Raw genomic sequence first — 26,968 nt, 5'->3', positions numbered from 1 at the left:
TATAGCGTCGAGGGACACTTGGAACGCCGTCTCGCAGCCATCCTCGCAATCGACATCGTCGGCTATGGCCGGTTGATGGGCATAGATGAATCCGGAACGCTAAGTGCGGTGAAAACCTGCCGCACGGAGCTGCTCAATCCGAAGATTGCACAGCACCGCGGACGCATCGTCAAGCTGACCGGCGATGGCATGCTGGCGGAATTCTCCAGCATCGTGAATGCTGTTGCCTGCGCCGATGAGGTGCAGCGAGAGGCCGCGCAACGAAACCTGTCGGTGCTCGAAGACAAACGTATCGAATTTCGGATCGGCATCCATCTCGGCGACGTCATTGTCGAGGAGGGCGATATCTTCGGGGACGGCGTCAATGTCGCTGCGCGGCTGGAGGCGCTTGCTGAGCCAGGAGGCATTGCCGTTTCGGCCACCGTCAAGGACCATGTCGGCTCACGGCTCGACCTGTCCTTCGAGGATCGCGGGGAACACCGCCTCAAGAACATCAAGGAACCGGTCCGGGTCTATATGATTTCGCCGCAGCGGGCGCTGCCACTGAAAGTGAACAAGGCGGCTTTGACCGCAGCCCGAAAAAAGCACAAGCAGCTTGTCGCCGTGCTGCCCTTCACCAACATGAGCGGCGATGCCGAGCAGGAGTATTTTTCCGACGGCATCACCGAGGACATCATCACCGACCTCTCGAAGGTGTCGAACCTCTACGTGGTCGCCCGCAACACCGCCTTCACCTACAAGGGCAAGTCCGTGCAGGTGAAGCAGGTGGCGTCGGAACTCGGTGTCGACTTCGTTCTCGAGGGGAGCGTGCGCAAGGTCGGCCAGCGCGTCCGCATCACCGGACAGCTGATCGATGCGAGAAATGGCGGGCACCTTTGGGCGGACCGCTTCGATCGCGACCTCACCGATATTTTCGCGATCCAGGACGAGATCACCCACGCAATCGTCGATCAACTCAAGATCAAGCTGCTACCCGAGGAGAGGCAGGCGATCGCAGCCGAGCCGACAAGCAATGTCGAGGCCTACACCTATTATCTGCGTGGACGACAGCTGTCTCACACCTGGACAAGGCCCTATCTACTTCTGGCCCGGCGCATGTTTGCAACGGCCGTTGCGTTGGATCCGGAATATGCCCGTGCCTATGCCGGCATGGCGGATTGCGAGTCGGCGCTGCGCGATTGGCATGCGGGTGAGTTTACACTGCAGGGGATACTCAATCTGAGTGCCAAGGCGTTGGCGCTCGATCCGAATCTTGCCGAGGCGCATGCGTCGCGCGGACTGGCGCTGCACCAGGACGGGCGAGACGAGGAGGCTCTTGTCGAGTTCGAAAAGGCGCTGGCGCTGGAGCCCGATCTCTATGAAGCGAATTTCCACTATGGTCGCTTTCTTTTCATGGAGGGCAAGTTCGAGGGGGCAATCACCTTCTTCACTAGGGCGGCCGAGATCCGCCCCGACGACTATCTCTCGCCCATTCATCTGATGAGCGCATGCCGGTCGCTTGGTCTCGAGGAGGAGCGAGCGCATTGGGCGCGCGTCTGCATCGAGCGTGCGGAAGAGGCCTTGGAGCGGCATCCGGAAAACTCGGGGCCGGCCCATCGCGGTGCGCTCGCATTGGCTCACATGGGCGATGCGGAACGCGCTAAGGAGTGGGTCAAGCGCGCGCAGATGATTGATCCGGATGACATCGTTGCTCAATACAACATCGCGTGTGTCTATGCTTTGTTGGACGAATGCGACGCCGCACTCGATCTGTTGGAAGAACTGCTGCCGCAATCGTCCTGCTATCACATCCTATGGTTCAAGCATGATTCGGACCTCGATTCGGTGCGTGATCACCCGCGGTTCGAGAAAATGCTGGATGCGATCGCGGCATGCTCGGCCTCGCTGGAGTACCGGGTCGCGTCAGAATAGCGCCGGCGCTTGCCGGGTGTTCCATTATGAAACAAGCAAAAATGCACGTCTGCCTTGCGTTAACGCAGGCAGTGAATGCCGCTTTGCAAATAGAAGCAAAGCGGCCAGTATCCTTTCGGGGATCAACCAAAAACAAGGGCAACTTCCATGACGGCAGCAGCCACTTCTTTGTCTTTGCAGTCCGATGATGTCGATGTGCTCGCCGGCGCGCTCTATTCCTGGTGTGCCGAGCGCAACATCAAGCTGCGCAGCCAGCAGGGACTTTCCATCGCGAGCATCGCGATCGATCTCTACCATGCTGGCCATCGGACGCAGGACGACTTGCTCATCGCGCTTCACGCGTGCGAGTTGCACTGACCGACAGGGTTCAGCGCAAAGCCTCGATGTAGCTTTCACCGGTCATGATCGACAAGATGGTCTTGACGGCCTCCTTGCCTGCCGCAGAGCGAAGCTTGTCATAGTGCAGGGCAAGCTCATAGGCTTCGGGGCTCAGCCCTGGCCGCGCTGATCCGTCAGACGGGTTGGCGCCCTCGAACAGTTCCGAAATATCAACGCCCAGAAAAACCGCGATCTGGTGAAGCTTGCTTGCGGATACGCGGTTGGTGCCTTTCTCGTATTTCTGAATTTGTTGAAAAGTCAGCCCCAGCGCCTCTCCCAGTTCCAGCTGCGATATGCGTCGTTTGGCCCTCAGTGTCCGTACATTTTTACCAACAATAATATCTACCGGATCTGGCACCGTTATGTTCCCTTATAAATGCAATCAATACGCATAGTACTATGCCCGCCTTCCATAATATCTCAATCCCATGAGTTGTAAATTTCAACCCGCTTTTGTTATGGTTTTTTGCCCAATAATCATACACTTTCGGCGTAGATGTAGACTGTAGCGTGCACGTTATTTCCGATGCCAGCTAAAGGCGGTGCACGTACGCGAAGCTGTGCGTCGTTTTACTTGCCGCGGCCATGCGTCAATTCACTGGTTTCCATGCCTGTGAAAACTTGACCGACGCGCCGGCAACCTCTATTTTAGAATAATTCTAAAATTGAGGTTGTCATGCTGTCCAGGCTTTTTTGGTCATCCAAGCGCTCGTTCGATTCTTTGTCGGAACAGGAAATACTCGCACTGGCCATTGGGGCCGAAGAGGAGGACGCGCGCATCTATCTCGCCTACGCCGACATGCTGCGCAGCAACTATCCCGCGTCCGCTAAAATTTTCGAAGAGATGGCCGAGGTCGAGGACACCCATCGCAAGTCCCTGATCGAAATCTATCGCCAGCGGTTCGGTGAACGCATCACGCTCATTCGCCGGGAACATGTTCAGGGTTTCTATGAGCGCAAACCCGACTGGCTGCGACGCAACCTGTCGCTCGAGAAAATCCGCGGTGAAGCCGAAGCGATGGAGCAGCAGGCCTATCGCTTCTATGTCGAAGCGGCACGGCGCGTCACGGACGCGCAGACCCGGCAGTTGCTCGGTGACCTCGCCTTGGCGGAGCAGGGCCATGAGGACATTACTCACATGCTTGTCGACAAGCACACGCCGGCGGACGTCAAGGCGGAGGAAGATCACGCTGCCCGCCGCCAACTGGTGCTCACCTATGTGCAACCCGGCCTTGCCGGCTTGATGGATGGCTCGGTATCGACCTTGGCGCCGATCTTCGCAGCCGCCTTTGCGACTCAGAACACCTGGCAGACCTTCCTTGTCGGCATGTCCGCCTCGGTTGGCGCCGGCATCTCGATGGGCTTCACAGAAGCGGCACATGACGACGGCAAGATTTCAGGCCGCGGATCGCCGATCAAGCGCGGCATCGCCTGCGGCGTCATGACCGCGCTTGGCGGTCTCGGCCACACCTTGCCCTATCTCATCCCGTACTTCTGGATCGCAACGACGATGGCCGTGATCATCGCGATCTTCGAACTCTGGGCGATTGCCTTCATCCAGAACAGATTTATGGAAACGCCATTCCTGCGCGCTGCCTTCCAGGTGGTCGTGGGCGGCGGTCTCGTTCTCGGTGCCGGCATTCTGATCGGCAATGGGTAAAGCGAGCTCCGGCACTACGGAGCGATCGACGCGGTGAATTGATCTGGCGCGCGAATGCACAGGCGATGGGCCGGAATGACGCGCTAACTGGCGTCGCGCATAAAAAAGGCCGGCGTTTCGCCGGCCTTTTTCGTTCAATCTACTATCGCTTATCGCAAAGCACCGACCAGAACGTCGCGGCCATTTTCGATGGTGACCCAGCGACCGGCATTGTTGCTCGACTGGCGCTTGATGAAGGAGTAGGGCGTGTCGAACCATGGCTTGATGTTGGACGCCAGGTTGTCGAGCACGAAGTCGCCGTTGCTGGTGCGCAGCGTCAGCACGGCATGACCTTCGCCATCGGGCTTGCGGACCACCGTGAGAAGAAGATTAGCCGGCGAAATTCCGCGCTGTATCAGGATGCGGCGCTTCAGCAGGGCGAAGTCCTCGCAGTCGCCTGCAGTCGTCGGATAAGCCCAGACCTCATCCTTGCCGTAGATTTCCTTGTCGGTCATCGGCGTGATGCTGTTGTTGACCATCGTGTTGACGGACCGCACCATTCCCCATTTCCCTTCCGACATCTCGGCCGGCGAGACGTTGCGGTTTGGGCCGCATTCATTGCGATGGCCCTGGCAGAAGTCGTAATGGCCGATCGGCTGGGACGTCGCAGCGCCAGTAACCATCGAGAGGTTGTTGGTGGAAGCCGGCGTTGCGGCTGTAGACATAGCAAACATGGCCATCATGGCCACGACGAAACCCTTGATCCGCACGCCCGCTGTTCCCTTGCATCGCCCATGTATTGTTAATAAAAAGTTAACGGACGGAGGCTCGGAGAGTCAATCGTTACTTCTGGGGAAGGTGCCACTACCCGCCAATATGGTTAAAATCCGTTAGGATTTGGCACATATGGATCGTTTGGCCTAGCGGATAAGCCCTTTGACGGCGGCGAGCATGCGCTCGATGTCCTGGGGCCGCGACAGCCGGTGATCGCCATCACGCACGAAGGTCAGCACGACGTCGTCGGCGGGGAGATGCTCCACGAGCTTCATAGCGTGCTGATAGGGAACGTCCGGATCCTTCATCCCCTGCAGGATATGGACCGGGCAGCCGGTCTCGATGATGCCGTTGAGCACGCCGTTGTCGCGCCCGTCCTCCATCAGGGTTCGCGTATAGATGTTTGGCTCGGGGCTGTAGGCCGACCGCTCTTCGAAGTAGCCGCGCTCGGCCAGCGAGGCCTTCTCCTTCTTCGTGAGGTTCGGCTCGATCAGATCGGAGGTGAAGTCGGGAGCCGGCGCAATCAGCACCATGCCCGCGAGCTTCGGCCCGTCCTGCCGCTTGGCGAGTTCCTGCGCCAGCCTGAGCGCAATCCATCCGCCCATCGACGAGCCGACGACGAGGATGCGCTCGGGCGCCGCGTGGAGGATTACCGCAAGCGCCTCCTCGAGCCAGCGCGAGATCGTCCCGTCGGTGAATTTGCCGCCGGACAGGCCGTGGCCGGAATAGTCGAGGCGCAGGCAGGCAAGGCCGTTTTCGGCCGCGAACCTGTCCAGCTCCACCGCCTTGCTGCCGCTCATGTCAGAGCGGTATCCGGAGAGCCAGACGAGGGTTGGGCCGGCCGTTTGGCCAGGTTGGCTACGCGCAATATAGGCGATCTCGCGCGCAGCTTCGCCCTGTCCGACGGTAAGATATTGTTGGTTGTAAGTGAGATTTGCGTCAGACATCGCGGAACTCCAGTTGTTTTGGCCTATAAAACAGATTCTTGACAGGCTGACAGCAGGTGATTTTTCCGCTAAAGGATGGTACCGACTCCGTTGCAGCAATGGTGAAACGACATTTGTACTTCCGTCATCGGGAGTGCCCGGGCTGCAGCGATCCGAAACAACGCGAGGAGAATACGACCATTCGCAGACCCTTTAAAGCCGACGCGCCCGTAAAGGAAGGGCCGCGCTCGAACCGGGAAATTCGCATCCCCCGAGTTCAGCTGATTGATGCTGAAGGACAGAACTTGGGTGTTGTGCCCACCGACCAGGCCCTGAAAATGGCTGAGGAAGCCGGCCTCGACCTGGTGGAAATCTCCCCCAATGCCGAACCGCCTGTATGCAAGATCCTCGATCTGGGCAAGCTGAAATATGCCAACCAGAAGAAGGCTGCCGAGGCGCGCAAGAAGCAGAAGATTGTCGAAGTTAAAGAGATCAAGATGCGCCCTAACATCGACACCCATGACTATGAGGTGAAGATGAAGGCGATGGGTCGTTTCTTTGAAGACGGCGACAAGGTCAAGGTGACATTGAAGTTCCGCGGCCGTGAAATGGCGCACCAGGAACTTGGTATGAAGCTGCTGCAGCAGGTGAAGGCCGACACGACCGAATATGCCAAGGTTGAAGCCGAGCCCAAGCTCGAAGGCCGCCAGATGATGATGGTACTCGCGCCGAAGTGAGGCGCGTCGCCACTCTCCAATCAAAGCCGTCCGTAAGGGCGGCTTTTGTATTTTGGGGCTGTGGTCGGACCAATCTGACAGGATGCTGACAAACGCACTCAACAGTCTGTCAGAGAGACTTTGGCAATCTGTTCTCAGCAAGAAGAGAGCAGAAGGCAAAGATCATGAAGAAGACCATTTCACACGCGCTATTGGCTTCCGTCGCCGCAATCGCGGTGACGTTGTCGCTCCCGACAATGCAGACGTTCACGTCAGGCCATTTTTCGTCGTTGGCATTCGCTCGCGGCGGCAGCGATGATGGCGGTGGAAGCAGCAGCAGCGGCAACAGTGGATCCAGCCATAGCGGTGGCAGTGATGACAACAGCGGCAGCGGGCGTGGCGGTGATGATCATAGCGGTCGCGGCGGTCATGACGACGGCGATGACGATCACGGCCGTGGACGTGGACGCGATGACGGAGCCAACCATGCCGCCAATGACGACAATCCTGGCGAGCACCGCGGCGGCCGCAACGACAATCGCCCGGAAGTGACGCTTTCGGTGTCCGAAGCGAGCCTGACGGGACTGCTGAACGGTTCGCTTGTCGCCGTCGATCAACTCGGCCGGCGCCTCGAGGTCGAGGTTGAGCTTGAGCATGGGGCACACGAGGTGGTCGCGCATCCTCACAGAGGTGACTTTATTCGAAATCCTGGCGCAATCACCAGCGTCAACATACTTCCCGCTTCGGCGCAATAATCTGCCCGGCGCGGTCTTCCGGCCACCCCTTCGGAAGAAGGAACTCCGCCGCGCCCCGGCGGAGTTCCTGGTTTGTCGGAGCTTTGTCTGGTCGCGATAAAGTGTTCAGTGTAGGTTCCGCGATTGCAGAAGCATTGAGGTACATTGAAGTTCAATGAATAGAAGCCGTCGCAGTTTCATGACGATGTTGATGCTGGCCATAGCGCTCTCTGCGGCCGGCCCGATGTTCGTTTCCCATGCTGAGGCCAAGGATGGTGGCAGCGATGATGGCGGCGGCAGCAGCGGTGGGAGCGGTTCGAGCGGAGGCAGCGGCTCGTCGGGCTCTGGTTCGCCCGGATCCTCGGGTTCCAACTCGGGCAGCGGCAGTTCCAATTCCGGTCGTGGCGGCCGCGACGATCACGGGGATGATGACGGCGGCGACGACCACGGCGGAGGCGGAGGCGGCGGTAGCAGCGGCCGCGGCAGTGGCGGCCGGAACACCGATTCCGATCGCGCGCGCGACGCCGTTCGCGAGGGCCGGATCCTGCCGCTGAAGACCGTTCTGCAGCGGATCGACGCAAAACGCTACGGTCGGGTCATCGACGTCAATCTCCATCGATCCATGTTCGGCGATGTGTATCAAGTGAAAGTTCGCGACGGGACGGGCGCGATCAGGACATTGCGTGTCGACGCCCGCAACGGAGCATTGCTGGGGGGGTAGGGGCTATGCGTATCCTGTTGGCGGAGGACGATCCCAATATTTCCGGCCATGTGGTCGAAAAGCTTGGGCGGGAAGGCTATCGCGTCGAGGTATTTGCAAGCGGGCCTGCTGTATGGGAAGAGGGCGAGACGGGCGATTATTCAGCCATCATCCTAGACCTCGGATTGCCCGGCATGGATGGCCTGTCGATCCTGAAACGCTGGCGCGGCGCGGGCATGAACACGCCGGTTCTTGTTCTCACTGCCCGCGGCTCGTGGATGGAGCGTGTCGACGGCTTTGATGCGGGGGCCGATGACTATCTGCCGAAGCCGTTTCGTACCGAGGAGCTGCTGGCTCGCCTGAGAGCGCTCCTGCGGCGCACCGGCGCCATCGCATCGCGCGTCAAATCCGCCAACCGCTTCACTCTCGATGAAAGCGCAAGGCGCGTCACTTTCGATGGACGCGAACTTGATCTCAGTCCGCTCGAATACCGGATGATAGCGCTTTTCATCGGCAAGCCCGGTGAGGTCCTGAGCCCGACCGAACTGGCGAGCCAGGTTCAGGGCCGTGATGACGATGCCGCCAAGAATGCCGTGGAAGCTATGGTGGCGCGGCTGCGCAAGAAGACGGACAGCGACGCCATCGAGACCCGGCGCGGCTTCGGCTATGTTCTTCCGGAGCGACCTCGGTGATCCACTCGCTGCATTTTCGCCTCGCTGCCGGAGCGCTTGTCGCGATCGCGCTGGCGTTGATGCTCGTCTGGGCGGTGCTTAGCCACCTGTTCGCGGATTATCTGGCCGACCAGTATTCCAACGAAATGACGTCGGTGATGGATTCGCTGGCGGCGCGGCTCAGCGTGGAGAATGGCGCTCTTGAATTGAAGAACGAGCCTGCCGACTCGCGCTTCCAGATCCCCGCCGGCGGCCGCTACTGGCAGATCTCTCCCGGTGGCAACGGGGAGCCGCTGCGGTCTCGCTCGCTGTGGGACGAGGAGATCACCGCGGATGAGCTGTCGAAGGACATGTATTGCGGGTTCCGGGAAACGGACGGGCCGGATGGCTCGCCGCTGCTGGTGTCGATGAAGACGATGGCGCTTGGCGAAGGCGCCGCAAAGAAGAACTTCACCGTCTATGCGGCTTTCTCCAAGCCCGAGATGGAAGCGGCGCTTGAAAGCTATCACCGGCCGTTGCGGCTGATGCTGCTTTCGACCGGCGGCATGCTGCTCCTCGCGGCGTTCTTGCAGGGGTGGGTGGGCTTGCGCCCGCTGGTGCGGCTTCGCGAGCGCGTTGCGGATATCAGGGCCGGCCGCAGCTCACATATCGGCGCGCAGGGGCCGAGCGAGGTCAAGCCGCTGGTTCGTGAAATCAACCTGCTGCTCAGCGAGCGGGAGACGGCGATCGAGCGCGCCCGCGCGCGTGCCAGCGACCTCGCCCATGGTTTGAAAACGCCTCTCACGGTGCTGTCTCACCTGGTTGAAGCCTTGCCCGAGGACCAGCGCGAAACGGCTCTGCAACAGATCGAGCTGGTCCGCCAGCGCGCCGACCGACAACTGCAGGCCGCCCGCATGGGAGTGGAGCAAATGGCCACGACGTCGCTGCTCGGCATTGCAGGAAAGCTCGTCAATGTGCTGACGCCTTTCACCGAAGAGAAAGGGATCGACTGGCATCTCGATATCGACCCCGCCCTGACGGTTCAGGCGGACCCCGCGGACATCGCCGAGGCACTCGGCAACGTACTCGACAATGCCGTGCGCTTTGCCAGGACGCGCATCGATCTTTCCGCCGGTCGCTTGCAGGATGATGTCGTGCTCAGCGTTTCCGACGATGGACCCGGCGCCGATCCTGGTAGCTACGATCTGATGCTGAAGCGCGGTGTCAGGATTGATGAAGGCACGGCAGGAACTGGGTTAGGGCTGGCGATCTCGTGCGATATCCTTGAGGCTTACGGCGGCCGGCTCGATCTTTCCGCCTCGCGGTGGGGCGGTCTGCAGGTGAAACTGATGCTTCCGGCCATGGCGAGCCGGCCTCCCGCCATTGCTTAGAAGATTCATTGGCCGCCCCGTTGCACTTTTATGACGCTGCGGTTATAAGCGCGCGTCCGAACTGACCGGCAGGGCATGCCGTGGCGGTTTCGAATGCTTGCGGAACGGTTCATCACCGGAGCCGCAGATCAACAACAAACGCTCCCGCACCTTTTTGCGACGGCCGGAAACCGGGCACCGCGAGAAGGCTTCTTTGATGAAGAGCAGGGGGTCCAGAAACGGAGTAGCAAAATGCCCAAGATGAAGACGAAGTCTGCTGCCAAGAAGCGGTTCAAGATCACCGCGACCGGCAAGGTCAAGGCTGCAGCTGCTGGCAAGCGCCATGGCATGATCAAGCGTACCAACAAGTTCATCCGCGATGCACGTGGCACGATGGTTCTCGCAGAACCCGATGGCCGCAAGGTCGTGAAGAACTACCTGCCGAACGGTCTCTAAGACTATTCCGCGAACGCTTTTAGATTAAGGAGATCATGAAATGGCACGTGTAAAAAGAGGCGTTACCGCCCACGCCAAGCACAAGAAGGTTCTGAAGGCCGCTAAGGGCTTTTACGGCCGTCGCAAGAACACCATCCGCGCTGCGAAAGCTGCTGTCGATCGTTCGAAGCAGTACGCTTACCGCGACCGCAAGATCAACAAGCGCAACTTCCGCGCCCTCTGGATCCAGCGCATCAACGCCGCTGTCCGCGAATTCGGCCTGACCTACGGCCGCTTCATCGACGGCCTGAACAAGGCTGGCATCGAAGTCGACCGTAAGGTTCTCTCCGACATGGCAATCCATGAGCCGGAAGCATTCGGTGCACTCGTTGCTGCCTCCAAGAAGGCTCTCGAGTACCTGAAGGACGCCGGTACGAAGAACGAGTTTGAAGCAGCCGTCAACTAAGCCGGCGCTGTCAGAGCTTTTGCTTCGATGATTTAGAACCCGCGCTGGCCAGGCTTGCGCGGGTTCTTTGCATTTGGCGCGATGGCGATTGAGACGGCATTGCCCGCGATGGGCCGTTCCTCTCTCGACGTCGCGGGCTTTTTGTGGTGTGCCCGGTTGATTGGCCGCGTGCACATGGGTAGTGATCTGCGACGCTTCATCGTGGCGCTTGAGCTATTCGATGCATGTTTTCGTGAATTATCGACAAGACTGACGCCCAGCGAGGCAGGAAAAGATGACCGAACTCGAAACCCTGGAAAAGCAACTTCTGTCTGATGTGGCAGCCGCTGCCGACGAGCCGGCGATCGAAGCCGTGCGTGTTGGCGCGCTCGGCAAGAAGGGTTCGGTCTCCGAGCTCCTGAAGACGCTCGGTGCAATGACGCCGGAAGAGCGCCAGACGCGCGGCGCTGCCATCAACGCACTGAAGAACGCCGTCACCGACGCAATCACTGACCGCAAGGCGGAGCTGAAGAAGGCCGCGATCGATGCGCGCCTGAAGGCCGAGACGGTCGACGTCAGCCTGCCGGTACGCTCTTCGCCAGCCGAGCGCGGCCGTATCCATCCGATCAGCCAGATCATCGACGAAATCACCGCGATCTTCGGCGACATGGGTTTCTCGATCGCCGAAGGTCCGGATGTCGAGACCGACTACTACAATTTCACGGCACTGAACTTCCCGGAAGGCCACCCGGCCCGAGAGATGCACGACACCTTCTTCTTCAATCCGGATGAGAACGGTGAGCGGAAGGTGCTGCGCACGCACACCTCGCCGGTACAGGTGCGCACCATGGAAGCGCAGAAGCCGCCGATCCGCATCATCATCCCCGGCAAGACCTACCGCCAGGATTCGGACGCCACGCACTCGCCGATGTTCCACCAGGTCGAAGGCTTGGTCGTCGACAAGAAGGCGAATGTCGCCAACATCCGCTGGGTGCTCGAAGAGTTCTGCAAGTCCTTCTTCGAGGTCGACAGTGTGACGATGCGCTTCCGCCCGTCCTTCTTCCCGTTCACCGAGCCGTCCTTCGAAGTCGACATCCAGTGCGACCGCTCCGGTCCGATCGTCAAGTTCGGCGAAGGCACCGACTGGATGGAGATCCTTGGCTGCGGCATGGTGCATCCGAACGTGCTCCGCGCCGGCGGTCTCGATCCCGATGAATACCAGGGCTTTGCCTGGGGCATGGGCCTCGACCGCATCGCCATGCTGAAATACGGCATGCCTGATCTGCGCGACTTCTTCAACGCCGACGTCCGCTGGATGACCCATTACGGCTTCCGCCCGCTCGACATGCCGACGCTGTTCGGCGGCCTGAGCGCGTAAGGGAGGATAGAGATTATGAAGTTCACACTCTCCTGGCTGAAGGATCATCTGGAAACGGATGCGACCCTCGATGAAATCTGCACCCGCCTGACCGAGATCGGGCTCGAGGTCGAGGACGTCGATGACAAGGCGGCGTTCAAGCCCTTCGTCATCGCCAAGATCCTGACCGCCGAGAAACACCCACAGGCCGATCGCCTCAAGGTTCTCTCCGTCGATACCGGCAAGGGCGCCCCCGTCCAGGTCGTCTGCGGCGCTCCCAATGCGCGCGCCGGCTTGATCGGCGCGTTCGCGGCCCCCGGCACCTATGTTCCCGGCATCGACGTGACGCTCGCCGTCGGCAACATCCGCGGCGTCGAAAGCCACGGCATGATGTGTTCGGAGAAGGAGCTGCAGATCTCCGACAGCCACGATGGCATCATCGATCTCCCCGAGGATGCGCCGGTTGGTGAAAGCTACGCCGCCTATGCGCATCTCGACGATCCCATGATCGAGATCAACCTGACGCCGAACCGTCCGGATTGCACTTCGATCTATGGCATCGCGCGTGACCTGGCTGCTTCCGGCCTCGGCACGCTGAAGACACGCCCGGCACCGTCCTTCACTGTTGAAGGCGAGACGCCGGTGAGGCTGACGCTCGACCTTGACGATCCGAAGCTCTGCCCGGGCTTTGCGCTGCGTCTCGTACGCGGCGTCAAGAACGGCCCGAGCCCGAAATGGGTGCAACAGCGTCTGCTCGCTATCGGTCTTCGCCCGATCAACGCGCTCGTCGATATCACCAACTACATGACCTTCGACCAGGGTCGCCCGATGCACGTCTTCGACGCCGCCAAGGTCAAGGGCAACCTGACCGTCCGTCGCGCCAAGGACGGCGAGACGGTGCTTGCGCTCGATCAGCGCGAGTACAAGCTTGGGCCGAATAATGTCGTGATCGCCGATGCCGATGGCATCGAGTCGATCGGCGGCATCATGGGCGGCGAGCATTCCGGCTGCGACGAGAACACCACCGACGTCTTGATCGAGAGCGCTCTCTGGGATCCAATGAACATCGCGAAATCAGGCCGCGGCCTCGGCATCATCACCGATGCCCGCTACCGCTTCGAGCGCGGGGTCGATCCGGAGTATATGGTTCCCGGTCTCGAGCGCACCACCGAGCTGGTGCTCGAATTCTGCGGCGGCACGGCCGCCAAGGCAGAGGTCGTCGGCTACATGGGTTATGACGCAAAGATCGTCGACTTCCCCTTCTCCGAGGTCAAGCGCCTGACGGGTCTTGAGGTTTCCACGCAGGAAAGCACCGAGATCCTGACGCGCCTCGGCTTCAAGGTTACCGGTTCGGGCGAACGCGTTTCCGTCGCCGTTCCCTCCTGGCGTCCCGATGTCGATGGCAAGGCCGACCTCGTCGAAGAGGTCATGCGCATCTACGGCGTCGACAACATCAAGCCGGCGCCGTTGGAAAGCCATGCAGCCGTCAACGGCAGGATCCTGACGACGCTGCAGATCCGCACTCGCATCGCCAAGCGCGCGCTTGCCTCGCGCGGCATGCTGGAAGCCGTCAATTGGTCGTTCATCTCAGAGGATCAGGCAAAGCTCTTCGGCGGCGGCTTGCCGGCACTCAAGCTTGCCAACCCTATTGCTGCCGATATGTCCGACATGCGCCCCTCGCTGCTCCCCGGCCTGCTGACGGCTGCCCAGCGGAATGGCGACAAGGGCTATGGCGACGTTGCGATCTTCGAGGTGTCCGGCACCTATGAGAACGACCGGCCGGAAGGCCAGCGCCGCGTTGCCGGCGGCGTCCGTCGCGGCACGGCATCGATGTCAGGCGCCGGCCGCATGTGGTCGAACGCTGCCAAGGGCGGCGGCAAGCCGGTGGACGTCTTCGACGCCAAGGCCGATGCGCTGGCCGTGATCGAAGCCTGCGGCCTGCCGATGGGCAACATCCAGATCGAGCGGGGCGGTCCCGAATGGTTCCACCCCGGCCGGTCCGGTACGATCAAGATGGGTCCGAAGGTCGTGCTCGGCTATTTCGGCGAGTTCCATCCCTCGACGCTGGAAGCGCTCGATGTCTCGGGCGCGCTCTGCGGCTTCGAGGTCTATGTCGACGCCATGCCCGAGCCGAAGAAGAAGGCCACCCGCACCAAGCCGGCGCTGGAACTGTCTGCCTTCCAGGCCGTCAAGCGCGACTTTGCCTTCGTGGTCGACAAGTCGGTGGAAGCCGGCGCGATCATCAAGGCCGCGACCGGTGCCGACCGCAAGCTGGTCACATCAGTCAATGTCTTCGACATCTTCGAGGGTCCGTTACTAGGTGAAGGCAAGAAGTCGGTAGCGATCGAAGTGCAGATCCAGCCGGTCGAGCGCACGCTGACCGACGAGGATTTCGAGGCGCTGACTGAGAAGATCGTTGCCAGCGTGACGAAGTTCACCGGTGGCGTTCTCAGAGCCTGAGGCCAACATCTTCTGAAGCAAAGGGCCGGCGATCATTTCGCCGGCTCCGACTGCTGACGAAGTGTTCTTTTTGCGGAACGTTCGGTTTCTCCGTCATGCCGGCCTTGTGCCGGCATCCAGCGGCACCGCGTCTGCGGTGCGAAAGGCCTTTTGCGCGCAAGGACTTGCGCGCGCTGGACCCCTGCTCATCGGCGGGGTGACGACGGAGAGAGCTTCCATCCCAATATGCTATAAGGCCTTGTCAGCAAGCTGGGCCGGCGATCGTCTCGCCGGCTGTTCTATGTGTGGAGATAGTAGAGCTTGTTGACGATCGTCCAGCGGCCGTCGATTTTCAGCATCGAGAGGTAATCGGTGAAGCGCATGCCGGCGAAATCGTCGCTGACCTTCACGCACGCCGCATCGCCGACGATGTCAAGCATCTGGATGTCCATGTGCGGCTGGGTTGTGGGTGGTGCCGAACCTTCGGCGACGATCGCCGCAATGAATTCTTCCCGGTTCAGCCACTCGACCGCGTTCTCGTAGTGCCCGATGATGTCGCACTGCGGATGGAAGGCCTTCCGCAATGCAGCTTCGTTGGCGAAGGTCATGCCCTCGACGTAGAGATGGACGACTGCTTCGATTGCCTGCTGGTCCGACATGTCTCACCTCGCCAGGAACATGCCCAATAGCATAGCGCAGCGAATGGGTGCGGCAAGATCGCCGGATGCGGCAGGGGGCTATCGATGCCTCCGCCTTTCGGCTAGAGGTTGGTCATCGCGAGCGACGCGTCGGAGTAGCGCTTGCCGGCAATCTGATCGAGCGAGATGGTCTCTGTCAGTTCGGTCAGCTCCGTCTTGCTCAGCACGATATCGGCTGCGGCGGCGTTCTCCTCGAGATGGTTCACTTTGCGAGCGCCCGGGATCGGCACGATGTCGTCGCCCTGGTGCAGGACCCAGGCGAGCGCCAGCTGTGCGGTGGTCACGCCCTTCTCCTTAGCGAGTGCCTCGAGCTTGGCCACGAGCGCGACATTGGCGTCGAAATTGTCCGACTGGAAGCGCGGCAGCTGGCGCCGGAAATCGTCGGCGCCAAGATCCTCCGGCTTCTGGATCGCGCCCGTCAGAAAGCCACGGCCAAGCGGGCTATAGGGCACGAAGCCGATCCCGAGTTCGCGACAGGTGTGGAGAACGCCGTTTTCCGGGTCGCGGGTCCAGAGCGAATATTCGCTCTGCAGTGCTGCGATGGGGTGGACGGCATGGGCGCGGCGGATCGTGGCGCTTCCGGCTTCCGAAAGGCCGAGTGCGCGAACCTTGCCTTCGCGTACCAGCTCGGCCATCGCGCCGACGGTCTCCTCGATCGGCACATTGGGGTCGACACGATGCTGGTAGAAAAGGTCGATCGTTTCGACGCCGAGCCGTTTCAGAGAGGCTTCTGCCACTCGCTTCACGTTTTCCGGGCGGCTGTCGACCCCGGTCAGGGCCGCGGCGCCGGATTTATTCGGATCCAGCTTGAAGCCGAACTTGGTGGCGATGACGACGCGGTCGCGCACGGGCTTCAATGCCCGGCCGAGGAGCTCTTCATTGGTGTAGGGGCCGTACATTTCGGCCGTGTCGAAGAAGGTGATACCGAGATCGACGGCACGGTTCAGCGTCCTGATCGACTCGTTTTCGTCACTGGCGCCATAGGCGAAGCTCATGCCCATGCAGCCGAGGCCGACGGCAGAGACTTCAAGGTCGTTTCCGAGTTTGCGGGTTTTCATGCGGGCTCCTTTGTGAGCGAAAGGTCAAACCACGGTCGATGCCGGGTACTGATGAAACCTAGCGCCCCATCAGCCTTCAAAAAATAGGTGCAATCTGTAACAGGCTGTTCTAATTGATCGATCAATGAACCGCACGCAGCTTGCCCAACTCGTCGTTCTCGCCGCCGTTTCCGAACGACGAAGTTTTCGCGCGGCCGCCAAGGAGCTTGAAATTGCGCCATCCGCCGTCAGCCACGCGATCTCGCGCCTGGAAGAAAGCCTCGGCGTCCGGCTGCTGGCACGGACGACGCGCAGTGTCGCGCCGACGGAGGAGGGGCGTCTGCTGCTGCAGCGCCTGAAGCCGGCGCTTGATGAAATCGGGATCGCGCTGGAAGCGGTCACCGAGGCGGGTGGAAGGCCGGCCGGAAATCTGCGCATCTCCGCGCCGCGTTTTGCTTCGGATATCCTGCTTGCGCCGCGGCTTGGCGAATTCCTGAACCGCTATCCTGATATCACCCTCGAAATCGCCAATGAGGATGGGTTCACCGATATCGTTCGGGAAGGTTTCGACGCCGGCATTCGCCTGGAGGAGAGCCTCGAGGCGGACATGATCGCCGTGCGGGCCTCGCCGAATCTGACCACGGTGATTGCGGGTTCTCCCGACTATTTTGAGCGGCACCCGAAACCCTTGCATCCCTCCGATCTGGTTCACCACCGCTGCATCAAGCGGCGTTTTACAAACGGCACGATCTATCGCTGGGAATTCGAAAAGGACGGCCAGGAACTGGTTGTGGGAGTCGATGGTCCCCTGATCGTCAGTGAGGACAGGCTCGGATTGATCGCGGCGCTGAATGGCGTGGGGCTCGCCTATCTGTTCGACCTGCGCGTCGAGCACGAACTGGCAAGCGGCAAGCTCGTCCGTGTGCTGGAGGACTGGTGTTCGCCCTATCCGGGGCCATTCATCTACTATCCGAGCCGGCGCCAGATGCGGCCAGCTCTGCGTGCCTTCATCGACTTCTTCCGTTATGTCGGGTGAAGCGGAGGGATGCCGTTGGGCATCCCGCCGGATCGACGGTCAGGCCGCGGCCTTCTGGTTGGCAGCCGTCATGGCCAGCTTCGACAATGTCTTGTCGGTTGCCGCTTCTTCCTGCAGCGTCTTGTCGAGCAGGGCAACGACGTCCTTCTTGCCGAGGGTCTGCGCCCAGGTCTTCAGCGTGCCGTAGCGGGCGATCTCGTAGTGCTCCACTGCCTGCGCAGAGGAGATGAGACCGGCATCGATAGCCGGCGAGCCCTTGAACTCATCGATGATCTCTTCGCCTTCGGCAATGATGCCCTGGATCGCCTCGCAGGTCTTGCCCTGGGCGCGCTTGCCGACGAGGTCAAAGACCTGCTGCAGGCGCTCGACATGTCCCTCGGTCTGCTCGCGATGCTTTTCGAAGCCGGCCTTCAGCTCTTGCGATTGAGCCGCCCGCGCCATTTTCGGCAGGGTGCGCAGGATTTGCCGCTCGGCAAAATAGATGTCCTTGAGCGTATCGTAGAATAGATCGTCGAGGGTCTTTTCTTTGGCCATTGTCTCTACCTTCCTGGGTGTGGGGGATCCGCGCTTCCTTGGTGGGGAGCTACGGACGCTAGGGAAAGACAAGAGGTAGCTAATTGTTCCGGTCGTTTTCGGGTTGCGTTGATCGCCGGGGGAGGCAGAGTGAGACGTTCAACCAACGGGAGCTTTTCGTGAAGAAACCTGGATCGATGAAGGGCCTGGAGGAACTCGGGCGTGCGCGCCTTTCGAAGAATTTCTTCCTCCGTGATTTCCTGCATTCCGAAATCGCCGATTTCTATCGCATTCCGAATATCCCCGAAAATCCCGATCTGGCGATCGAAGCGGGAAGGCGGCTCTGCGAGGAGTTGCTGGAACCGCTGCAGGCGACGTTCGGCCGGCTGCACATCCGTTCCGGCTATCGCTCGCCTGAGGTCAACCAGTTCGGCAACCGCAACAACCTCAACTGCTCGTTAAATGCCGCGACGGCCGCCGATCACATCTGGGACCTGCGCGATTTCGATGGCTGCATGGGTGCCACCGCCTGTGTCGTCGTCCCGTGGATGGTCGACAACTACAGCAACGAAGAGGACTGGCAGAGGCTGGCATGGTGGATCCACGATCATCTGCCCTATGCCTCGCTCTGCTTCTTCCCGAAGCTCTGGGCCTTCAACATCCAATGGCACGAACGCCCGCGCCGGGTCATCCAGAGCTATGTGAGGCCACGCGGCATCCTGACGAAGCCGGGCATGGGGAACTGGGAGGGCAGCCACGCCGGCTTGTATGAGGGCTTCCCGCCGCTCAGAAATTGATGCGGTAGCGGATGTGCCCGTCGTTCTCGACATAGCTGTCGTAGAGCGCCCGCGCCGTCTTGTTCTGTTCGCTGGTGTGCCAGTAGAGCCGCGACCAGCCGTTCTTCTTGCAGAGCGAAACGAGATCGTCCATCAAGGCGCGGCCCACACCCTTTCCGCGTGCGGCCGGATCGACGAAGAGGTCTTCGAGATAGCAGTCCTTGCCACGGATCCAGGTGCCCTCATGCGTCAGGCTGAGGGTGAAACCCATCATCTTGCCGTCCACCTCGGCGACACGCATGAAGATCGCAGACGCCGGATCGAAGACCCGGCGCCATGTCGCATCGGTGATGTTAGGATCGACCGTGACCTCGTAGAAGGCGAGATAGCCGGCCCAAAGCTCGCGCCAGCGCGCTTCGTCCTCGGTCTTCGCATCGCGGATCGTCACGGTCATCGGTCCCTCCCGTCAGGCGCCGGCCCTGTCGAGCAGCGCCGTCGCGTCATCGGAGAGTGAAAGCGTCGCTGACTTGGTCAAGCTCTCAAGCTGCGACAGGCTGGTAGCACTGGCGATCGGCGCCGTCACACCCTTCTTTCTGAGCAGCCAGGCAAGCGCGATCTCTGCCGGCTTGGCGCCGGTTTCCGCCACGACCTTGTCGAGCGCTGCCAAAATGCGCAGTCCCTTGTCGTCGAGATATTGCGCCACCCGGCCTTCGCGGGCGCGGCCTTCCGTATCGGCCTTCGTGCGATACTTTCCGGAGAGAAAGCCGGCGGCAAGGCTGAAATAGGTGATGACGCCGATATCTTCCTTGACGCAGAGATCAGCCAGCGGTCCCTCGAAGCTCGCGCGTGCATAGAGATTGTATTCCGGCTGGATGACATCGTAGCGCGGCACGCCGGCCCTCTCGGCGGCATCGAAGGACGCCTGAAGCTGCGTGGCGTCGAGATTGGAGCAGCCGATCGCGCGGATCTTGCCCTGCTGCTTCAGCTTGGCGAAGGCGCCGAGCGTCTCCTCATAGGGCGTGCTCTCGTCCGGCCAATGCGAGAGATAGAGGTCGATATAGTCGGTCTGCAGCCGGCGCAGCGAATCCTCAACCGCCTTCAGGATATAGGTTTCCTTCAGCGTCTTGCCCTGACCCATGTCGGAGCCGACCTTGGTGATGACGACAGCCTTGTGGCGGGACACCTTGCCGCGCTTCAGCCACTTGCCGATGATCTCCTCGGACTCGCCGCCCTTGTTGCCCGGCACCCACGCTCCATAGACGTCGGCCGTGTCGATCGTGTTGAAGCCCGCGTCGAAGAAGGCATCGAGAATATCGAAGGACGTCTTCTCGTCGGCGGTCCAGCTGAAGACGTTGCCGCCCAAGACGATCGGGGCGATCGAAAGGCCGGTTTTTCCAAGACGGCGCATATCCATAGCGCTCTCCTAAAGTGCAGGATTGATTGAAATCGTTGACGCGGCAGAACACCGCCGAAGTCTAACCTAGCGTGGCTTCGAACGAATGGAAACCAACTCCGCGATTTGTGATCGCGCCATTGCGCCGCCGTGGCCGGCTTACTAAGGTGCGCAAAAATCGAACCAGGAGGACCCAGGCTATGCTGCGTTTTGGTATTCTTTCGACCGCAAAGATCGGCCGTGAACTCGTCGTACCCGCCATTCAGGATGCGGAAAACTGCGTCGTGACGGCCGTTGCGAGCCGCGATCTGGCGAGGGCTCGCGAGATGGCGGATCGTTTTTCCGTTCCGCACGCCTTCGGCTCCTACGAGGAGATGCTCGCTTCCGACAAGATCGATGCCGTCTATATTCCGCTGCCAACCTCGCAGCACGTCGAGTGGACGATCAAGGCCGCCGATGCCGGCAAGCACGTGCTCTGCGAAAAGCCGATCGCGCTCAAGGCAGACGAGATCGACAGCCTGATTGCCGCCCGCGACCGCAACAAGGTTCTCATCACCGAAGCCTACATGATCACCTACGCACCGGTCTGGCGGAAGGTTCGCTCGCTGATAACGGACGGCGCGATTGGCACACTCCTGCATGTTCAGGGCGCCTTCACCTATTTCAACCGCGACCCCGGCAACATGCGCAACATTCCCGAACTCGGCGGCGGCGCGCTGCCTGATATCGGCGTCTATCCGACGATCGGCACACGCTTTTCCACCGGCAAGGAGCCGCTGCGCGTCCAGGCCGTCACCCGCCGCGACCCGGAATTCGGCACCGACATCTATTCCAGCGTCAAGGCCGATTTCGGCGATTTTGAACTGACCTTCTATATCGCTACCCAGATGGCGAACCGCCAAGTCATGGTTTTCCATGGCACCGACGGCTTCATCGAGGTGAAGTCACCGTTCAATGCTGACCGCTGGGGCGCCGAGGAGATCGAACTCACCAACCGCAGCCACAATGAATCAACGATCTTCCGCTTCCCCGACAGCCGCCAGTACAAGCGCGAAGCCGAGGCCTTTGCGCGCGCTGCCAAGGGTGAGAATGAAGAGGTGGTGACGCTGGAGAGCTCGAAGCTCAGCCAGAAGTTCATCGATGCGATCTACCGCGCCAGCGAGAAGGATGGCTGGGAGCCCGTCTGAGCTCAGTCGCCTCGAAAAACGAAGCGGGAATAGCCGACGAAGCTGAAGACCGTGGACGCGGCGGTGGAAAGAACCATCGCCGCGAGTGGTTGGAGGTCAGGTAGCCGCAGCAGCAGCGCCGAATAAAGCCCATAGTTCACTAGCGCCGCCGTCACCCCGACGGAGCCGTAGCGAAATCCCTCGACGGCGAGCGAGTGTCCCGAGCGATCGAAGGTGAATGTTCTGTTGAAGATCCACGTCGCTGCCATTGCCAGAGCGATCGCGATCACGCGAGCAATGAATGGGCCAAGCGGCGTGATATGCAGCAAGAGCGCAAGAACGCCTGCATCGACCATAAAGCCAAGGCCGCCAGCAATCCCGAAGCGGAGCAGCTTCTTCATCTGGTGCTGATCTTGGCCGACAGTTGATGATAATCGTCGAGATCATCAGCCAGCAAGGGTGTCTGCTCGCGCGGGCGCGGAGCCATAAGGCTCATATAGTGGATGCGAAGCTGCTCTGCGCGGGCGCGCGAAACGGAATCGAGGATCACGCCGGCGGTAAACATCATGAACGACACCATGATCAGTGCCATAGACAGGACCCATGTCGGCATTCGGCTGACGAGACCCGTTTCAAAATACTCGAAGAGGACGGGCGTCATGAATCCGAGACTCGCTGACATAAAAATCGCGCTGATGATGCCAAAGAACACGAAGGGCCGCGTTTCCTTCATCAGCATCGCGAACATCCAGAGGATCTTGGCGCCATCCTTGAAGGTCGAAAGCTTCGAGTGAGAACCTTCCGGCCGACGGCCGTAATCCAGTTCCAGCTCGCTGACAGGCAGCTTCAGACGCGACGCATGCACGGACATTTCCGTTTCGATCTCGAAGCCTCCCGAGACGGCAGGGAAACTCTTGACGAAGCGTCGCGAGAAGACGCGGTAGCCCGAGAAGATATCGGTGAAATCGGTACCGAAGATCGTCCGGTACAACATGTTGAAGATCTTGTTGCCGAAGGCATGACCCTGCCTGCCGGCATCCGAATGGACGCCGCGCCGTGTGCCGACGACCATGTCGGCGCGCTCTGTCAGCAGGGTGCGGATCAGTTCCTCAGCATCGTCGGGCGAGTAGGTGCCGTCGCCATCGGCCATGATGTAGATGTCGGCGTCGATGTCGGCGAACATGCGTCGGACAACGTGGCCTTTGCCCTGCCGACGTTCGCGCACCACGTGGGCACCTGCAAGCATCGCGTGGAGTGCCGTGCCATCCGTGGAGTTGTTGTCGTAGACGTGGATGGGGGCGCCCGGCAACGCAGACTTGAATCCCCGGACAACGGCGCCGATCGTCGAGGCCTCGTTGTAGCAGGGCAGGAGCACGGCAATATTCAGATTGTCGATACGCGATCTGGTCATGATCACACCCGCGGCGAAGAAATCTCGGCAAGAATAGACGGTGCGCGTTAACAAGTGGCTATGGAGCCGGCGAAAACTGCGCGTGAGCAGGATTTTTACGGTTTCTTGACCGGCGAACGGTAGGATCTTGGCACTCAAACGGTGAGATCCGCTTCATGACGAATGTAGCCCAGATGATCGCTGGTTCCACATCGGCATCGCCGATCGCCAAGCTGCGCGCCATGATGACCCTGTTATGGCCATCGGTGCTTTTTTACAGCGCTGTCCTTATTGCCGCGATCCTCGCTCTGAAGCTGCCTAGCGCGACCGACTATGTCGGCGCCGATAATGATGACGGCATGCGGCTTGTCGAAGTGCGTGATTTCCTGAACGGGCAGGGCTGGTTCGACCTCATGCAATACCGCATGGGACTCGGTGATGGTACGCTGATGCACTGGTCCCGGCTGATCGACCTTCCGATCGCGACGCTGATCCGGTTTTTCGGCTTCTTTTTCCCGCAAGAGCGGGCAGAGGCGGTTGCGCTGGCCGTCTGGCCGCTGTCGCTGATCGTTCCGAGCCTGTGGGCCATGGGACTTGCCGGCCGCCGCATCGGCGGCACGTTCGGCATGCATGTCGCCTTGGGGCTCACCGCTCTGCTCCTGGTTCCGAACAACCGCTTTCTGCCGGGCGCCATCGACCACCACAACGTCCAGTTTGCACTGGTCGCCATCATGACGGCGATGTTGCTCGACGAAAACCATCGGCCGCTCAGCTACGCCGTCGCCGGGCTGGCGGCCGCGATGGCGATCGCGATTGGGGCCGAAACGACGCCATTCGTGGCGGTGGTATGCGTTGTCGTCGCCGTTTCGTGGGCTTGGGAAGGCGAGCCGTTCGCGCGCGCTGCCAAGGCTTTCGGGCTCGCCCTGGGTCTGTCCATCAGCCTGCTTTTCGTCGGAACCGTTCCGCCAAGGCTTTATTCGGCCGTGACCTGCGATAACCTGTCGCTCGGCTATTACAGTCTTGCGGCCATCGGCGGCGGGTTGTTGCTCTTTGCCGCCACGTTCGCGAGCGGACGGAGCCGACTGCTGCGATTTGCGGCCGTCGGCGGGATCGGCGCGGTCGTGCTCGTCTCCGCCGTCACGATCGCTCCGCAGTGCCTTCATAGTCCGCTGGCCGACCTCGATCCGCTTCTTGTCGAGCTCTGGTTGGACCGCGTGCAGGAGGCACAGTCGATCCTTGGCGCAAATTGGCAGGACCCTTTTACGCTTGGCTTCTACTATTCGACTGGGGCTTTTGCGCTTGCCGTCTGCATGTTCCGCCTCGCTTACGGCGATCGCGTGCGGGTCCATCTTGTTCTGCTGACCCTCCTCGCCGTCAGTTGGACAATCGCCGCGGTGCAAGTGCGCGGCACCGCGTTTTCCAATCTTCTTGCAATCCTGCCGCTGACATTGCTGATCATCGACATGCGCCGGTTATCGGCCAGTGACAGCGAAGATGTCGCGGCCGCCTTTTGCTACCTTTCCACGGTTCTCTTGAGCGTGGCGGCGGTGTGGGGGTTAGCGGGGGGGCTTATCGGCATGCAGATGGGGAATGGTGAAAGCATCCTGCACACCGCACCCGCAAAACCGTCATGCTCGTCGAAGTCGTCCATCGCGCCTTTGGCCGATTTGCCGGCCGGCCTGGTGGTCGCGCCGTCGGACGTCGGTGTGTCGATCCTTCGCTTTACCGGCAATCGCATACTGGCGGCGCCGTATCATCGAAACCAGGGCGGCATGCTGACGGAAATACATATTGGCCTGGCAGAACCGCAGGAAGCCGAGGCCTTCCTGAAGGGGGTCGGGGCTACGGTCCTTGCCTATTGCGCCGACAATCCGCAGACCAGGGAGCTTACGAAAATGAAGCCGGACGGCCTCTATGCGCAACTGGCGAAGGGCGTCGTTCCGGCTTACCTGCAATCCATACCGACGCCCGAGGGCGCGCCCATCCGGCTCTTCCGTTACGTGCCCACCGGCTCGTAAGGCCTAGATGAAGCGTCGGCGGTCCCGGCTGCGATCGAAGGCGTAGAGGCCAAGCAGGCAGATCATGAGACCAGCGTCATAGCAGACGATGGCGGCCGCAAGATCAAGAATGGATGTGGATGAGACCCAGGCCGCACCAGCATAGGCGACGCAGATGAGGCAGCCGACCAACACCATCGAAAAGATCGAGCGCATTGGCGCGGTAGCGAAACCAAGTGTTGTGGTCGTCAGAGCGATCATCAGCCTCTCCTGAGTCGCGGCAGCATAGGCGTGTCCATCTTACCGAACAATTAATCTCGCGGCTTATTACCTTTTTCCCCAGTGGTTGCAACCGGCACGATTGCGGCCTGCAGCACAAAGGCAAGCTAGGTCAGCCCAAGAATGCTCTCTGCCGTGGTGCCGGTGGCGTGGACCCGAGAGATTCGAAGTGGCAGGACCGAGCCGTCTGGAACCGAAGCAAAGGTGAGCGCCTGCCCAGTCGCCATGGTCACGACAAGGTCTCCACCGATGCCGACATAGACTGCCCTCGTGATCTCAACGAGGTCAAGACTGTCATTGGGGATGATGGCGAAACCGGCGCTCGCGGGACCGGTGAGCGAAGGGACATGGGAGGCGAAACGGTCGAAAATGGAAAACTCCTCTTGTCGGTTGCCCGATCTTCGCTCCGCAAGGATTGCCGGGGAAAACGGAGAGGTGATCGATTCGCCTGCCTTCCGGTTCGACCGATCTAAGCTGTTGATGCTGAACGAAAATAAGGGTGCCGCCGGCTTTGGTTACGGAAGAGCGCATAAAATCACCCCCCTTCGGAGGCTGCTCTTTGCCGCCTCATCGGCTAGAACAGGATCATGAGCAACGTCTTCGAGAATGATTCGCCGAGCAATCTTACCGAGTACTCGGTTTCGGAGCTGTCCGGCTCGATCAAGCGCACGGTCGAGACAGCCTTCGACCAGGTGCGCGTGCGCGGCGAAATTTCCGGATACCGGGGTCCGCACTCTTCCGGTCACGCCTATTTTTCCTTGAAGGATGACCGTGCCCGTATCGATGCCGTCGTCTGGAAGGGCAACTTCTCAAGGCTGAAATTCCGTCCCGAGGAAGGGATGGAGGTAATCGCCACCGGTAAGATCACGACCTTCCCGGGTTCATCGAAATATCAGATCGTCATCGAGACGCTGGAGCCGGCCGGCGCCGGCGCGCTGATGGCGCTGATCGAAGAGCGCAAGCGCCGGCTTGGCGCCGAGGGCCTGTTCGACCCGTCCCGCAAGCGGCGGCTTCCCTTCATGCCAAAGGTGATCGGTGTCGTGACGTCGCCCACAGGCGCCGTCATTCGCGACATTCTCCACCGCATCTCCGATCGCTTCCCGGTTCATGTCATTGTCTGGCCGGTAAAGGTGCAGGGCGAAGGCTCGGGCGAGGAAGTCGCCAATGCCATCCGAGGCTTCAATAGCTTCGAGACGCGTGGGGACATGCCCCGCCCTGATGTCCTGATCGTCGCGCGTGGCGGCGGCAGCCTCGAGGATCTCTGGAGCTTCAATGACGAAATCGTCGTTCGCGCGACGGCCGAAAGCCAGATTCCGCTGATCTCTGCGGTCGGCCACGAAACGGATTGGACGCTGATCGACTACGCTGCCGATGTGCGTGCACCGACCCCGACCGGTGCGGCTGAAATGGCCGTTCCCGTGAAGGCCGAACTGGAGGCGCAGACGGCCGCTCTTGGCGCCCGCCTACAGGGTTGCATGAGCCGCCGCATGGATCACCATCGCCAGTCCGTCCGGGCGCTGGTCCGCGCGCTGCCGTCGCTGGATCAGCTCTTGGCGCTGCCGCGTCGCCGGTTCGACGAGGCTGCCGCCGGTCTCGGCCGCGGCCTCGAACTCAACACGATCAACAAGCGCCGCAGCTTCGAGCGAACGGCGGCGCATTTGCGGCCCGATGTCCTCTCGAACCGCATCACCGAGCGCCGCCAGTATCTCAACGAACGGATCACGCGTGCGGAGCGCACGATCGAGCGTTTTATCGAGCGTTCCAGAGCACCAGTCAGTCGTGCGGATGCTATTTTTGCGACATTGCCGGCTCGTCTGAAGACGCAGACATCGCGGCTGCGCGACCGTCTCGCCAATCTATCGCGTCACGCCGACACAGCGGTGGCGCATCAGCTGACGCGGGCACGCGGCGAGGTCGCGGCGCAGTATCGCGTGCTGCAGTCGTTGTCCTACGAGAATGTCTTGAAGCGCGGCTTTGCAGTTATCCGGGACGATGAGAATAGGCCGGTGTCACAGGCTGCAATGTTGTCCGCAGGCTCGGGTATCTCAATCCAATTCGCGGATGGTCGCGTCGGCGCGGTGACCACCGAGGGGCTCCCGTCTTCATCCACGCCGAAGAAACGAGCACCAAAACCACAGGATGAGCAGGCGCCGCCAAAGCAAGGCACTCTCTTCTAGATAGGTGCTGACGACCAAATCCTGGGATGACA

29 protein-coding genes are annotated in these 26,968 nt (G+C 60.7%); 16 read left to right on the top strand and 13 right to left on the bottom strand.

All coding sequences use genetic code 11. The features are described from left to right. Positions 1 to 18: 18 nt before the first annotated feature. Together AC1DE4_RS02095 and AC1DE4_RS02090 are read left to right on the top strand one after the other, a co-directional pair. The gene (locus AC1DE4_RS02095) at positions 19 to 1,911 is read left to right on the top strand and encodes a TPR end-of-group domain-containing protein (RefSeq protein ID WP_018855242.1); all 1,893 of its coding nucleotides are present in this window, start codon (positions 19 to 21) and stop codon (positions 1,909 to 1,911) included. A gap of 147 nt (positions 1,912 to 2,058) precedes the next feature. Continuing rightward, complete coding sequence (locus AC1DE4_RS02090; RefSeq protein WP_025658607.1) at positions 2,059 to 2,268, top strand: hypothetical protein; 210 nt, start codon at positions 2,059 to 2,061, stop codon at positions 2,266 to 2,268. A gap of 10 nt (positions 2,269 to 2,278) precedes the next feature. Here the strand turns inward: AC1DE4_RS02090 and AC1DE4_RS02085 are convergent, their stop codons facing one another. After that, complete coding sequence (locus tag AC1DE4_RS02085) at positions 2,279 to 2,647, bottom strand: helix-turn-helix domain-containing protein (protein ID WP_018855240.1); 369 nt, start codon at positions 2,645 to 2,647, stop codon at positions 2,279 to 2,281. Positions 2,648 to 2,965: 318 nt separating this feature from the next. On the opposite strand from AC1DE4_RS02085, the gene mbfA reads away from it, so the two are divergent. Continuing rightward, positions 2,966 to 3,949: an iron exporter MbfA gene (mbfA, locus tag AC1DE4_RS02080; RefSeq protein WP_018855239.1), complete on the top strand. Its 984-nt coding sequence runs from the start codon at positions 2,966 to 2,968 to the stop codon at positions 3,947 to 3,949. Positions 3,950 to 4,098: 149 nt separating this feature from the next. Here mbfA and AC1DE4_RS02075 read toward each other — a convergent pair whose 3' ends face one another. Both AC1DE4_RS02075 and AC1DE4_RS02070 read right to left on the bottom strand, forming a co-directional pair. Further along, complete coding sequence (locus AC1DE4_RS02075; RefSeq protein WP_025658608.1) at positions 4,099 to 4,698, bottom strand: transglutaminase-like cysteine peptidase; 600 nt, start codon at positions 4,696 to 4,698, stop codon at positions 4,099 to 4,101. A 150-nt stretch (positions 4,699 to 4,848) separates the two neighbouring features. Then, the gene (locus AC1DE4_RS02070; protein WP_025658609.1) at positions 4,849 to 5,649 is read right to left on the bottom strand and encodes an alpha/beta hydrolase; all 801 of its coding nucleotides are present in this window, start codon (positions 5,647 to 5,649) and stop codon (positions 4,849 to 4,851) included. Between the two features lie 179 nt (positions 5,650 to 5,828). On the opposite strand from AC1DE4_RS02070, the gene infC reads away from it, so the two are divergent. Next, the gene (gene infC, locus AC1DE4_RS02065) at positions 5,829 to 6,365 is read left to right on the top strand and encodes a translation initiation factor IF-3 (protein ID WP_025658610.1); all 537 of its coding nucleotides are present in this window, start codon (positions 5,829 to 5,831) and stop codon (positions 6,363 to 6,365) included. 251 nt (positions 6,366 to 6,616) lie between these two features. Here the strand turns inward: infC and AC1DE4_RS02060 are convergent, their stop codons facing one another. Further along, entirely contained in the window at positions 6,617 to 7,000 is a 384-nt protein-coding gene (locus tag AC1DE4_RS02060; protein WP_477879658.1) for a hypothetical protein, read from the bottom strand. Between the two features lie 253 nt (positions 7,001 to 7,253). Between AC1DE4_RS02060 and AC1DE4_RS02055 the strand changes: the two genes are divergently transcribed. The 7 genes from AC1DE4_RS02055 (at position 7,254) to pheT (ending at position 14,495) form a co-directional block, all read left to right on the top strand. Continuing rightward, the gene (locus AC1DE4_RS02055; protein WP_025658612.1) at positions 7,254 to 7,799 is read left to right on the top strand and encodes a PepSY domain-containing protein; all 546 of its coding nucleotides are present in this window, start codon (positions 7,254 to 7,256) and stop codon (positions 7,797 to 7,799) included. Positions 7,800 to 7,804: 5 nt separating this feature from the next. Next, positions 7,805 to 8,470: a response regulator transcription factor gene (locus tag AC1DE4_RS02050; protein WP_025658613.1), complete on the top strand. Its 666-nt coding sequence runs from the start codon at positions 7,805 to 7,807 to the stop codon at positions 8,468 to 8,470. Then, entirely contained in the window at positions 8,467 to 9,819 is a 1,353-nt protein-coding gene (locus AC1DE4_RS02045; protein ID WP_025658614.1) for an ATP-binding protein, read from the top strand. Before AC1DE4_RS02050 ends, AC1DE4_RS02045 begins: the two co-directional genes overlap by 4 nt. A 231-nt stretch (positions 9,820 to 10,050) precedes the next feature. Continuing rightward, positions 10,051 to 10,254 (top strand): 50S ribosomal protein L35, encoded by a 204-nt coding sequence (rpmI, locus tag AC1DE4_RS02040; RefSeq protein ID WP_007529267.1) that lies wholly within the window; start codon positions 10,051 to 10,053, stop codon positions 10,252 to 10,254. 40 nt (positions 10,255 to 10,294) lie between these two features. Further along, positions 10,295 to 10,699, top strand: coding sequence for a 50S ribosomal protein L20 (gene rplT / locus AC1DE4_RS02035; RefSeq protein WP_007798644.1), 405 nt, complete (start codon positions 10,295 to 10,297; stop codon positions 10,697 to 10,699). A gap of 274 nt (positions 10,700 to 10,973) precedes the next feature. Continuing rightward, a complete protein-coding gene (gene pheS, locus AC1DE4_RS02030; protein ID WP_018855230.1) occupies positions 10,974 to 12,056 on the top strand; it encodes a phenylalanine--tRNA ligase subunit alpha in 1,083 nt (360 codons plus the stop codon). 15 nt (positions 12,057 to 12,071) lie between these two features. After that, on the top strand, positions 12,072 to 14,495 hold the full coding sequence (pheT, locus tag AC1DE4_RS02025) for a phenylalanine--tRNA ligase subunit beta (RefSeq protein WP_025658615.1): 2,424 nt from the start codon (positions 12,072 to 12,074) through the stop codon (positions 14,493 to 14,495). 278 nt (positions 14,496 to 14,773) lie between these two features. Here the strand turns inward: pheT and AC1DE4_RS02020 are convergent, their stop codons facing one another. Then, a complete protein-coding gene (locus AC1DE4_RS02020) occupies positions 14,774 to 15,133 on the bottom strand; it encodes a nuclear transport factor 2 family protein (protein WP_018855227.1) in 360 nt (119 codons plus the stop codon). 101 nt (positions 15,134 to 15,234) lie between these two features. Further along, a complete protein-coding gene (locus AC1DE4_RS02015; protein ID WP_025658616.1) occupies positions 15,235 to 16,230 on the bottom strand; it encodes an aldo/keto reductase in 996 nt (331 codons plus the stop codon). Positions 16,231 to 16,354: 124 nt separating this feature from the next. Here AC1DE4_RS02015 and AC1DE4_RS02010 point away from each other — a divergent pair, with 124 nt between their 5' ends. After that, positions 16,355 to 17,245, top strand: coding sequence for a LysR family transcriptional regulator (locus AC1DE4_RS02010; RefSeq protein ID WP_018855225.1), 891 nt, complete (start codon positions 16,355 to 16,357; stop codon positions 17,243 to 17,245). A 39-nt stretch (positions 17,246 to 17,284) separates the two neighbouring features. Here AC1DE4_RS02010 and AC1DE4_RS02005 read toward each other — a convergent pair whose 3' ends face one another. Beyond that, the gene (locus AC1DE4_RS02005; RefSeq protein ID WP_018855224.1) at positions 17,285 to 17,779 is read right to left on the bottom strand and encodes a YciE/YciF ferroxidase family protein; all 495 of its coding nucleotides are present in this window, start codon (positions 17,777 to 17,779) and stop codon (positions 17,285 to 17,287) included. A gap of 158 nt (positions 17,780 to 17,937) precedes the next feature. On the opposite strand from AC1DE4_RS02005, the gene AC1DE4_RS02000 reads away from it, so the two are divergent. Further along, complete coding sequence (locus tag AC1DE4_RS02000) at positions 17,938 to 18,555, top strand: hypothetical protein (RefSeq protein WP_025658617.1); 618 nt, start codon at positions 17,938 to 17,940, stop codon at positions 18,553 to 18,555. Here the strand turns inward: AC1DE4_RS02000 and AC1DE4_RS01995 are convergent. Then, positions 18,545 to 18,988: a GNAT family N-acetyltransferase gene (locus tag AC1DE4_RS01995; protein WP_025658618.1), complete on the bottom strand. Its 444-nt coding sequence runs from the start codon at positions 18,986 to 18,988 to the stop codon at positions 18,545 to 18,547. The genes AC1DE4_RS02000 and AC1DE4_RS01995 overlap by 11 nt on opposite strands. A 12-nt stretch (positions 18,989 to 19,000) precedes the next feature. Then, the gene (locus AC1DE4_RS01990; RefSeq protein ID WP_025658619.1) at positions 19,001 to 19,948 is read right to left on the bottom strand and encodes an aldo/keto reductase; all 948 of its coding nucleotides are present in this window, start codon (positions 19,946 to 19,948) and stop codon (positions 19,001 to 19,003) included. Between the two features lie 179 nt (positions 19,949 to 20,127). Between AC1DE4_RS01990 and AC1DE4_RS01985 the strand changes: the two genes are divergently transcribed. Beyond that, a complete protein-coding gene (locus AC1DE4_RS01985; protein WP_025658620.1) occupies positions 20,128 to 21,114 on the top strand; it encodes a Gfo/Idh/MocA family protein in 987 nt (328 codons plus the stop codon). Between the two features lie 2 nt (positions 21,115 to 21,116). Here the strand turns inward: AC1DE4_RS01985 and AC1DE4_RS01980 are convergent, their stop codons facing one another. Further along, positions 21,117 to 21,494 carry a GtrA family protein gene (locus tag AC1DE4_RS01980; protein WP_018855219.1) on the bottom strand — a complete coding sequence of 126 codons (378 nt, stop codon included), beginning with the start codon at positions 21,492 to 21,494 and terminating at the stop codon, positions 21,117 to 21,119. Then, complete coding sequence (locus AC1DE4_RS01975; RefSeq protein ID WP_477879653.1) at positions 21,491 to 22,504, bottom strand: glycosyltransferase; 1,014 nt, start codon at positions 22,502 to 22,504, stop codon at positions 21,491 to 21,493. The genes AC1DE4_RS01980 and AC1DE4_RS01975 overlap by 4 nt, the downstream gene beginning before the upstream one ends. Positions 22,505 to 22,659: 155 nt before the next feature. Here AC1DE4_RS01975 and AC1DE4_RS01970 point away from each other — a divergent pair, with 155 nt between their 5' ends. After that, on the top strand, positions 22,660 to 24,501 hold the full coding sequence (locus AC1DE4_RS01970; protein WP_025658622.1) for a hypothetical protein: 1,842 nt from the start codon (positions 22,660 to 22,662) through the stop codon (positions 24,499 to 24,501). A 3-nt stretch (positions 24,502 to 24,504) separates the two neighbouring features. Here the strand turns inward: AC1DE4_RS01970 and AC1DE4_RS01965 are convergent, their stop codons facing one another. Beyond that, positions 24,505 to 24,741, bottom strand: coding sequence for a hypothetical protein (locus tag AC1DE4_RS01965; RefSeq protein WP_018855216.1), 237 nt, complete (start codon positions 24,739 to 24,741; stop codon positions 24,505 to 24,507). A 125-nt stretch (positions 24,742 to 24,866) separates the two neighbouring features. Beyond that, positions 24,867 to 25,130 carry a spike base protein, RCAP_Rcc01079 family gene (locus AC1DE4_RS01960; protein WP_084659645.1) on the bottom strand — a complete coding sequence of 88 codons (264 nt, stop codon included), beginning with the start codon at positions 25,128 to 25,130 and terminating at the stop codon, positions 24,867 to 24,869. A gap of 216 nt (positions 25,131 to 25,346) precedes the next feature. On the opposite strand from AC1DE4_RS01960, the gene xseA reads away from it, so the two are divergent. Continuing rightward, on the top strand, positions 25,347 to 26,936 hold the full coding sequence (gene xseA, locus AC1DE4_RS01955) for an exodeoxyribonuclease VII large subunit (RefSeq protein WP_025658624.1): 1,590 nt from the start codon (positions 25,347 to 25,349) through the stop codon (positions 26,934 to 26,936). Positions 26,937 to 26,968: the final 32 nt, after the last annotated feature.

The organism is Rhizobium sp. 10N414, assembly GCF_056394785.1.
This window is presented reverse-complemented; position numbering and strand designations above follow the sequence as displayed.

Coding starts and splice junctions, on each gene's coding strand:
- AC1DE4_RS02020 (WP_018855227.1), bottom strand. CDS start 15,133: ATGTCGGACCAGCAGGCAATCGAAGCAGTCGTCCATCTCTACGTCGAG.
- rpmI (WP_007529267.1), top strand. CDS start 10,051: ATGCCCAAGATGAAGACGAAGTCTGCTGCCAAGAAGCGGTTCAAGATC.
- AC1DE4_RS02050 (WP_025658613.1), top strand. CDS start 7,805: ATGCGTATCCTGTTGGCGGAGGACGATCCCAATATTTCCGGCCATGTG.
- AC1DE4_RS01980 (WP_018855219.1), bottom strand. CDS start 21,494: ATGAAGAAGCTGCTCCGCTTCGGGATTGCTGGCGGCCTTGGCTTTATG.
- AC1DE4_RS02015 (WP_025658616.1), bottom strand. CDS start 16,230: ATGAAAACCCGCAAACTCGGAAACGACCTTGAAGTCTCTGCCGTCGGC.
- AC1DE4_RS02060 (WP_477879658.1), bottom strand. CDS start 7,000: ATGCTCAAGCTCAACCTCGACCTCGAGGCGCCGGCCGAGTTGATCGAC.
- mbfA (WP_018855239.1), top strand. CDS start 2,966: ATGCTGTCCAGGCTTTTTTGGTCATCCAAGCGCTCGTTCGATTCTTTG.
- rplT (WP_007798644.1), top strand. CDS start 10,295: ATGGCACGTGTAAAAAGAGGCGTTACCGCCCACGCCAAGCACAAGAAG.
- AC1DE4_RS01995 (WP_025658618.1), bottom strand. CDS start 18,988: ATGACCGTGACGATCCGCGATGCGAAGACCGAGGACGAAGCGCGCTGG.
- AC1DE4_RS01985 (WP_025658620.1), top strand. CDS start 20,128: ATGCTGCGTTTTGGTATTCTTTCGACCGCAAAGATCGGCCGTGAACTC.
- AC1DE4_RS01975 (WP_477879653.1), bottom strand. CDS start 22,504: ATGACCAGATCGCGTATCGACAATCTGAATATTGCCGTGCTCCTGCCC.
- AC1DE4_RS02070 (WP_025658609.1), bottom strand. CDS start 5,649: ATGTCTGACGCAAATCTCACTTACAACCAACAATATCTTACCGTCGGA.
- AC1DE4_RS02010 (WP_018855225.1), top strand. CDS start 16,355: ATGAACCGCACGCAGCTTGCCCAACTCGTCGTTCTCGCCGCCGTTTCC.
- AC1DE4_RS01990 (WP_025658619.1), bottom strand. CDS start 19,948: ATGGATATGCGCCGTCTTGGAAAAACCGGCCTTTCGATCGCCCCGATC.
- xseA (WP_025658624.1), top strand. CDS start 25,347: ATGAGCAACGTCTTCGAGAATGATTCGCCGAGCAATCTTACCGAGTAC.
- pheS (WP_018855230.1), top strand. CDS start 10,974: ATGACCGAACTCGAAACCCTGGAAAAGCAACTTCTGTCTGATGTGGCA.
- AC1DE4_RS02055 (WP_025658612.1), top strand. CDS start 7,254: ATGAATAGAAGCCGTCGCAGTTTCATGACGATGTTGATGCTGGCCATA.
- AC1DE4_RS01965 (WP_018855216.1), bottom strand. CDS start 24,741: ATGATCGCTCTGACGACCACAACACTTGGTTTCGCTACCGCGCCAATG.
- AC1DE4_RS02090 (WP_025658607.1), top strand. CDS start 2,059: ATGACGGCAGCAGCCACTTCTTTGTCTTTGCAGTCCGATGATGTCGAT.
- AC1DE4_RS02005 (WP_018855224.1), bottom strand. CDS start 17,779: ATGGCCAAAGAAAAGACCCTCGACGATCTATTCTACGATACGCTCAAG.
- pheT (WP_025658615.1), top strand. CDS start 12,072: ATGAAGTTCACACTCTCCTGGCTGAAGGATCATCTGGAAACGGATGCG.
- AC1DE4_RS01970 (WP_025658622.1), top strand. CDS start 22,660: ATGACGAATGTAGCCCAGATGATCGCTGGTTCCACATCGGCATCGCCG.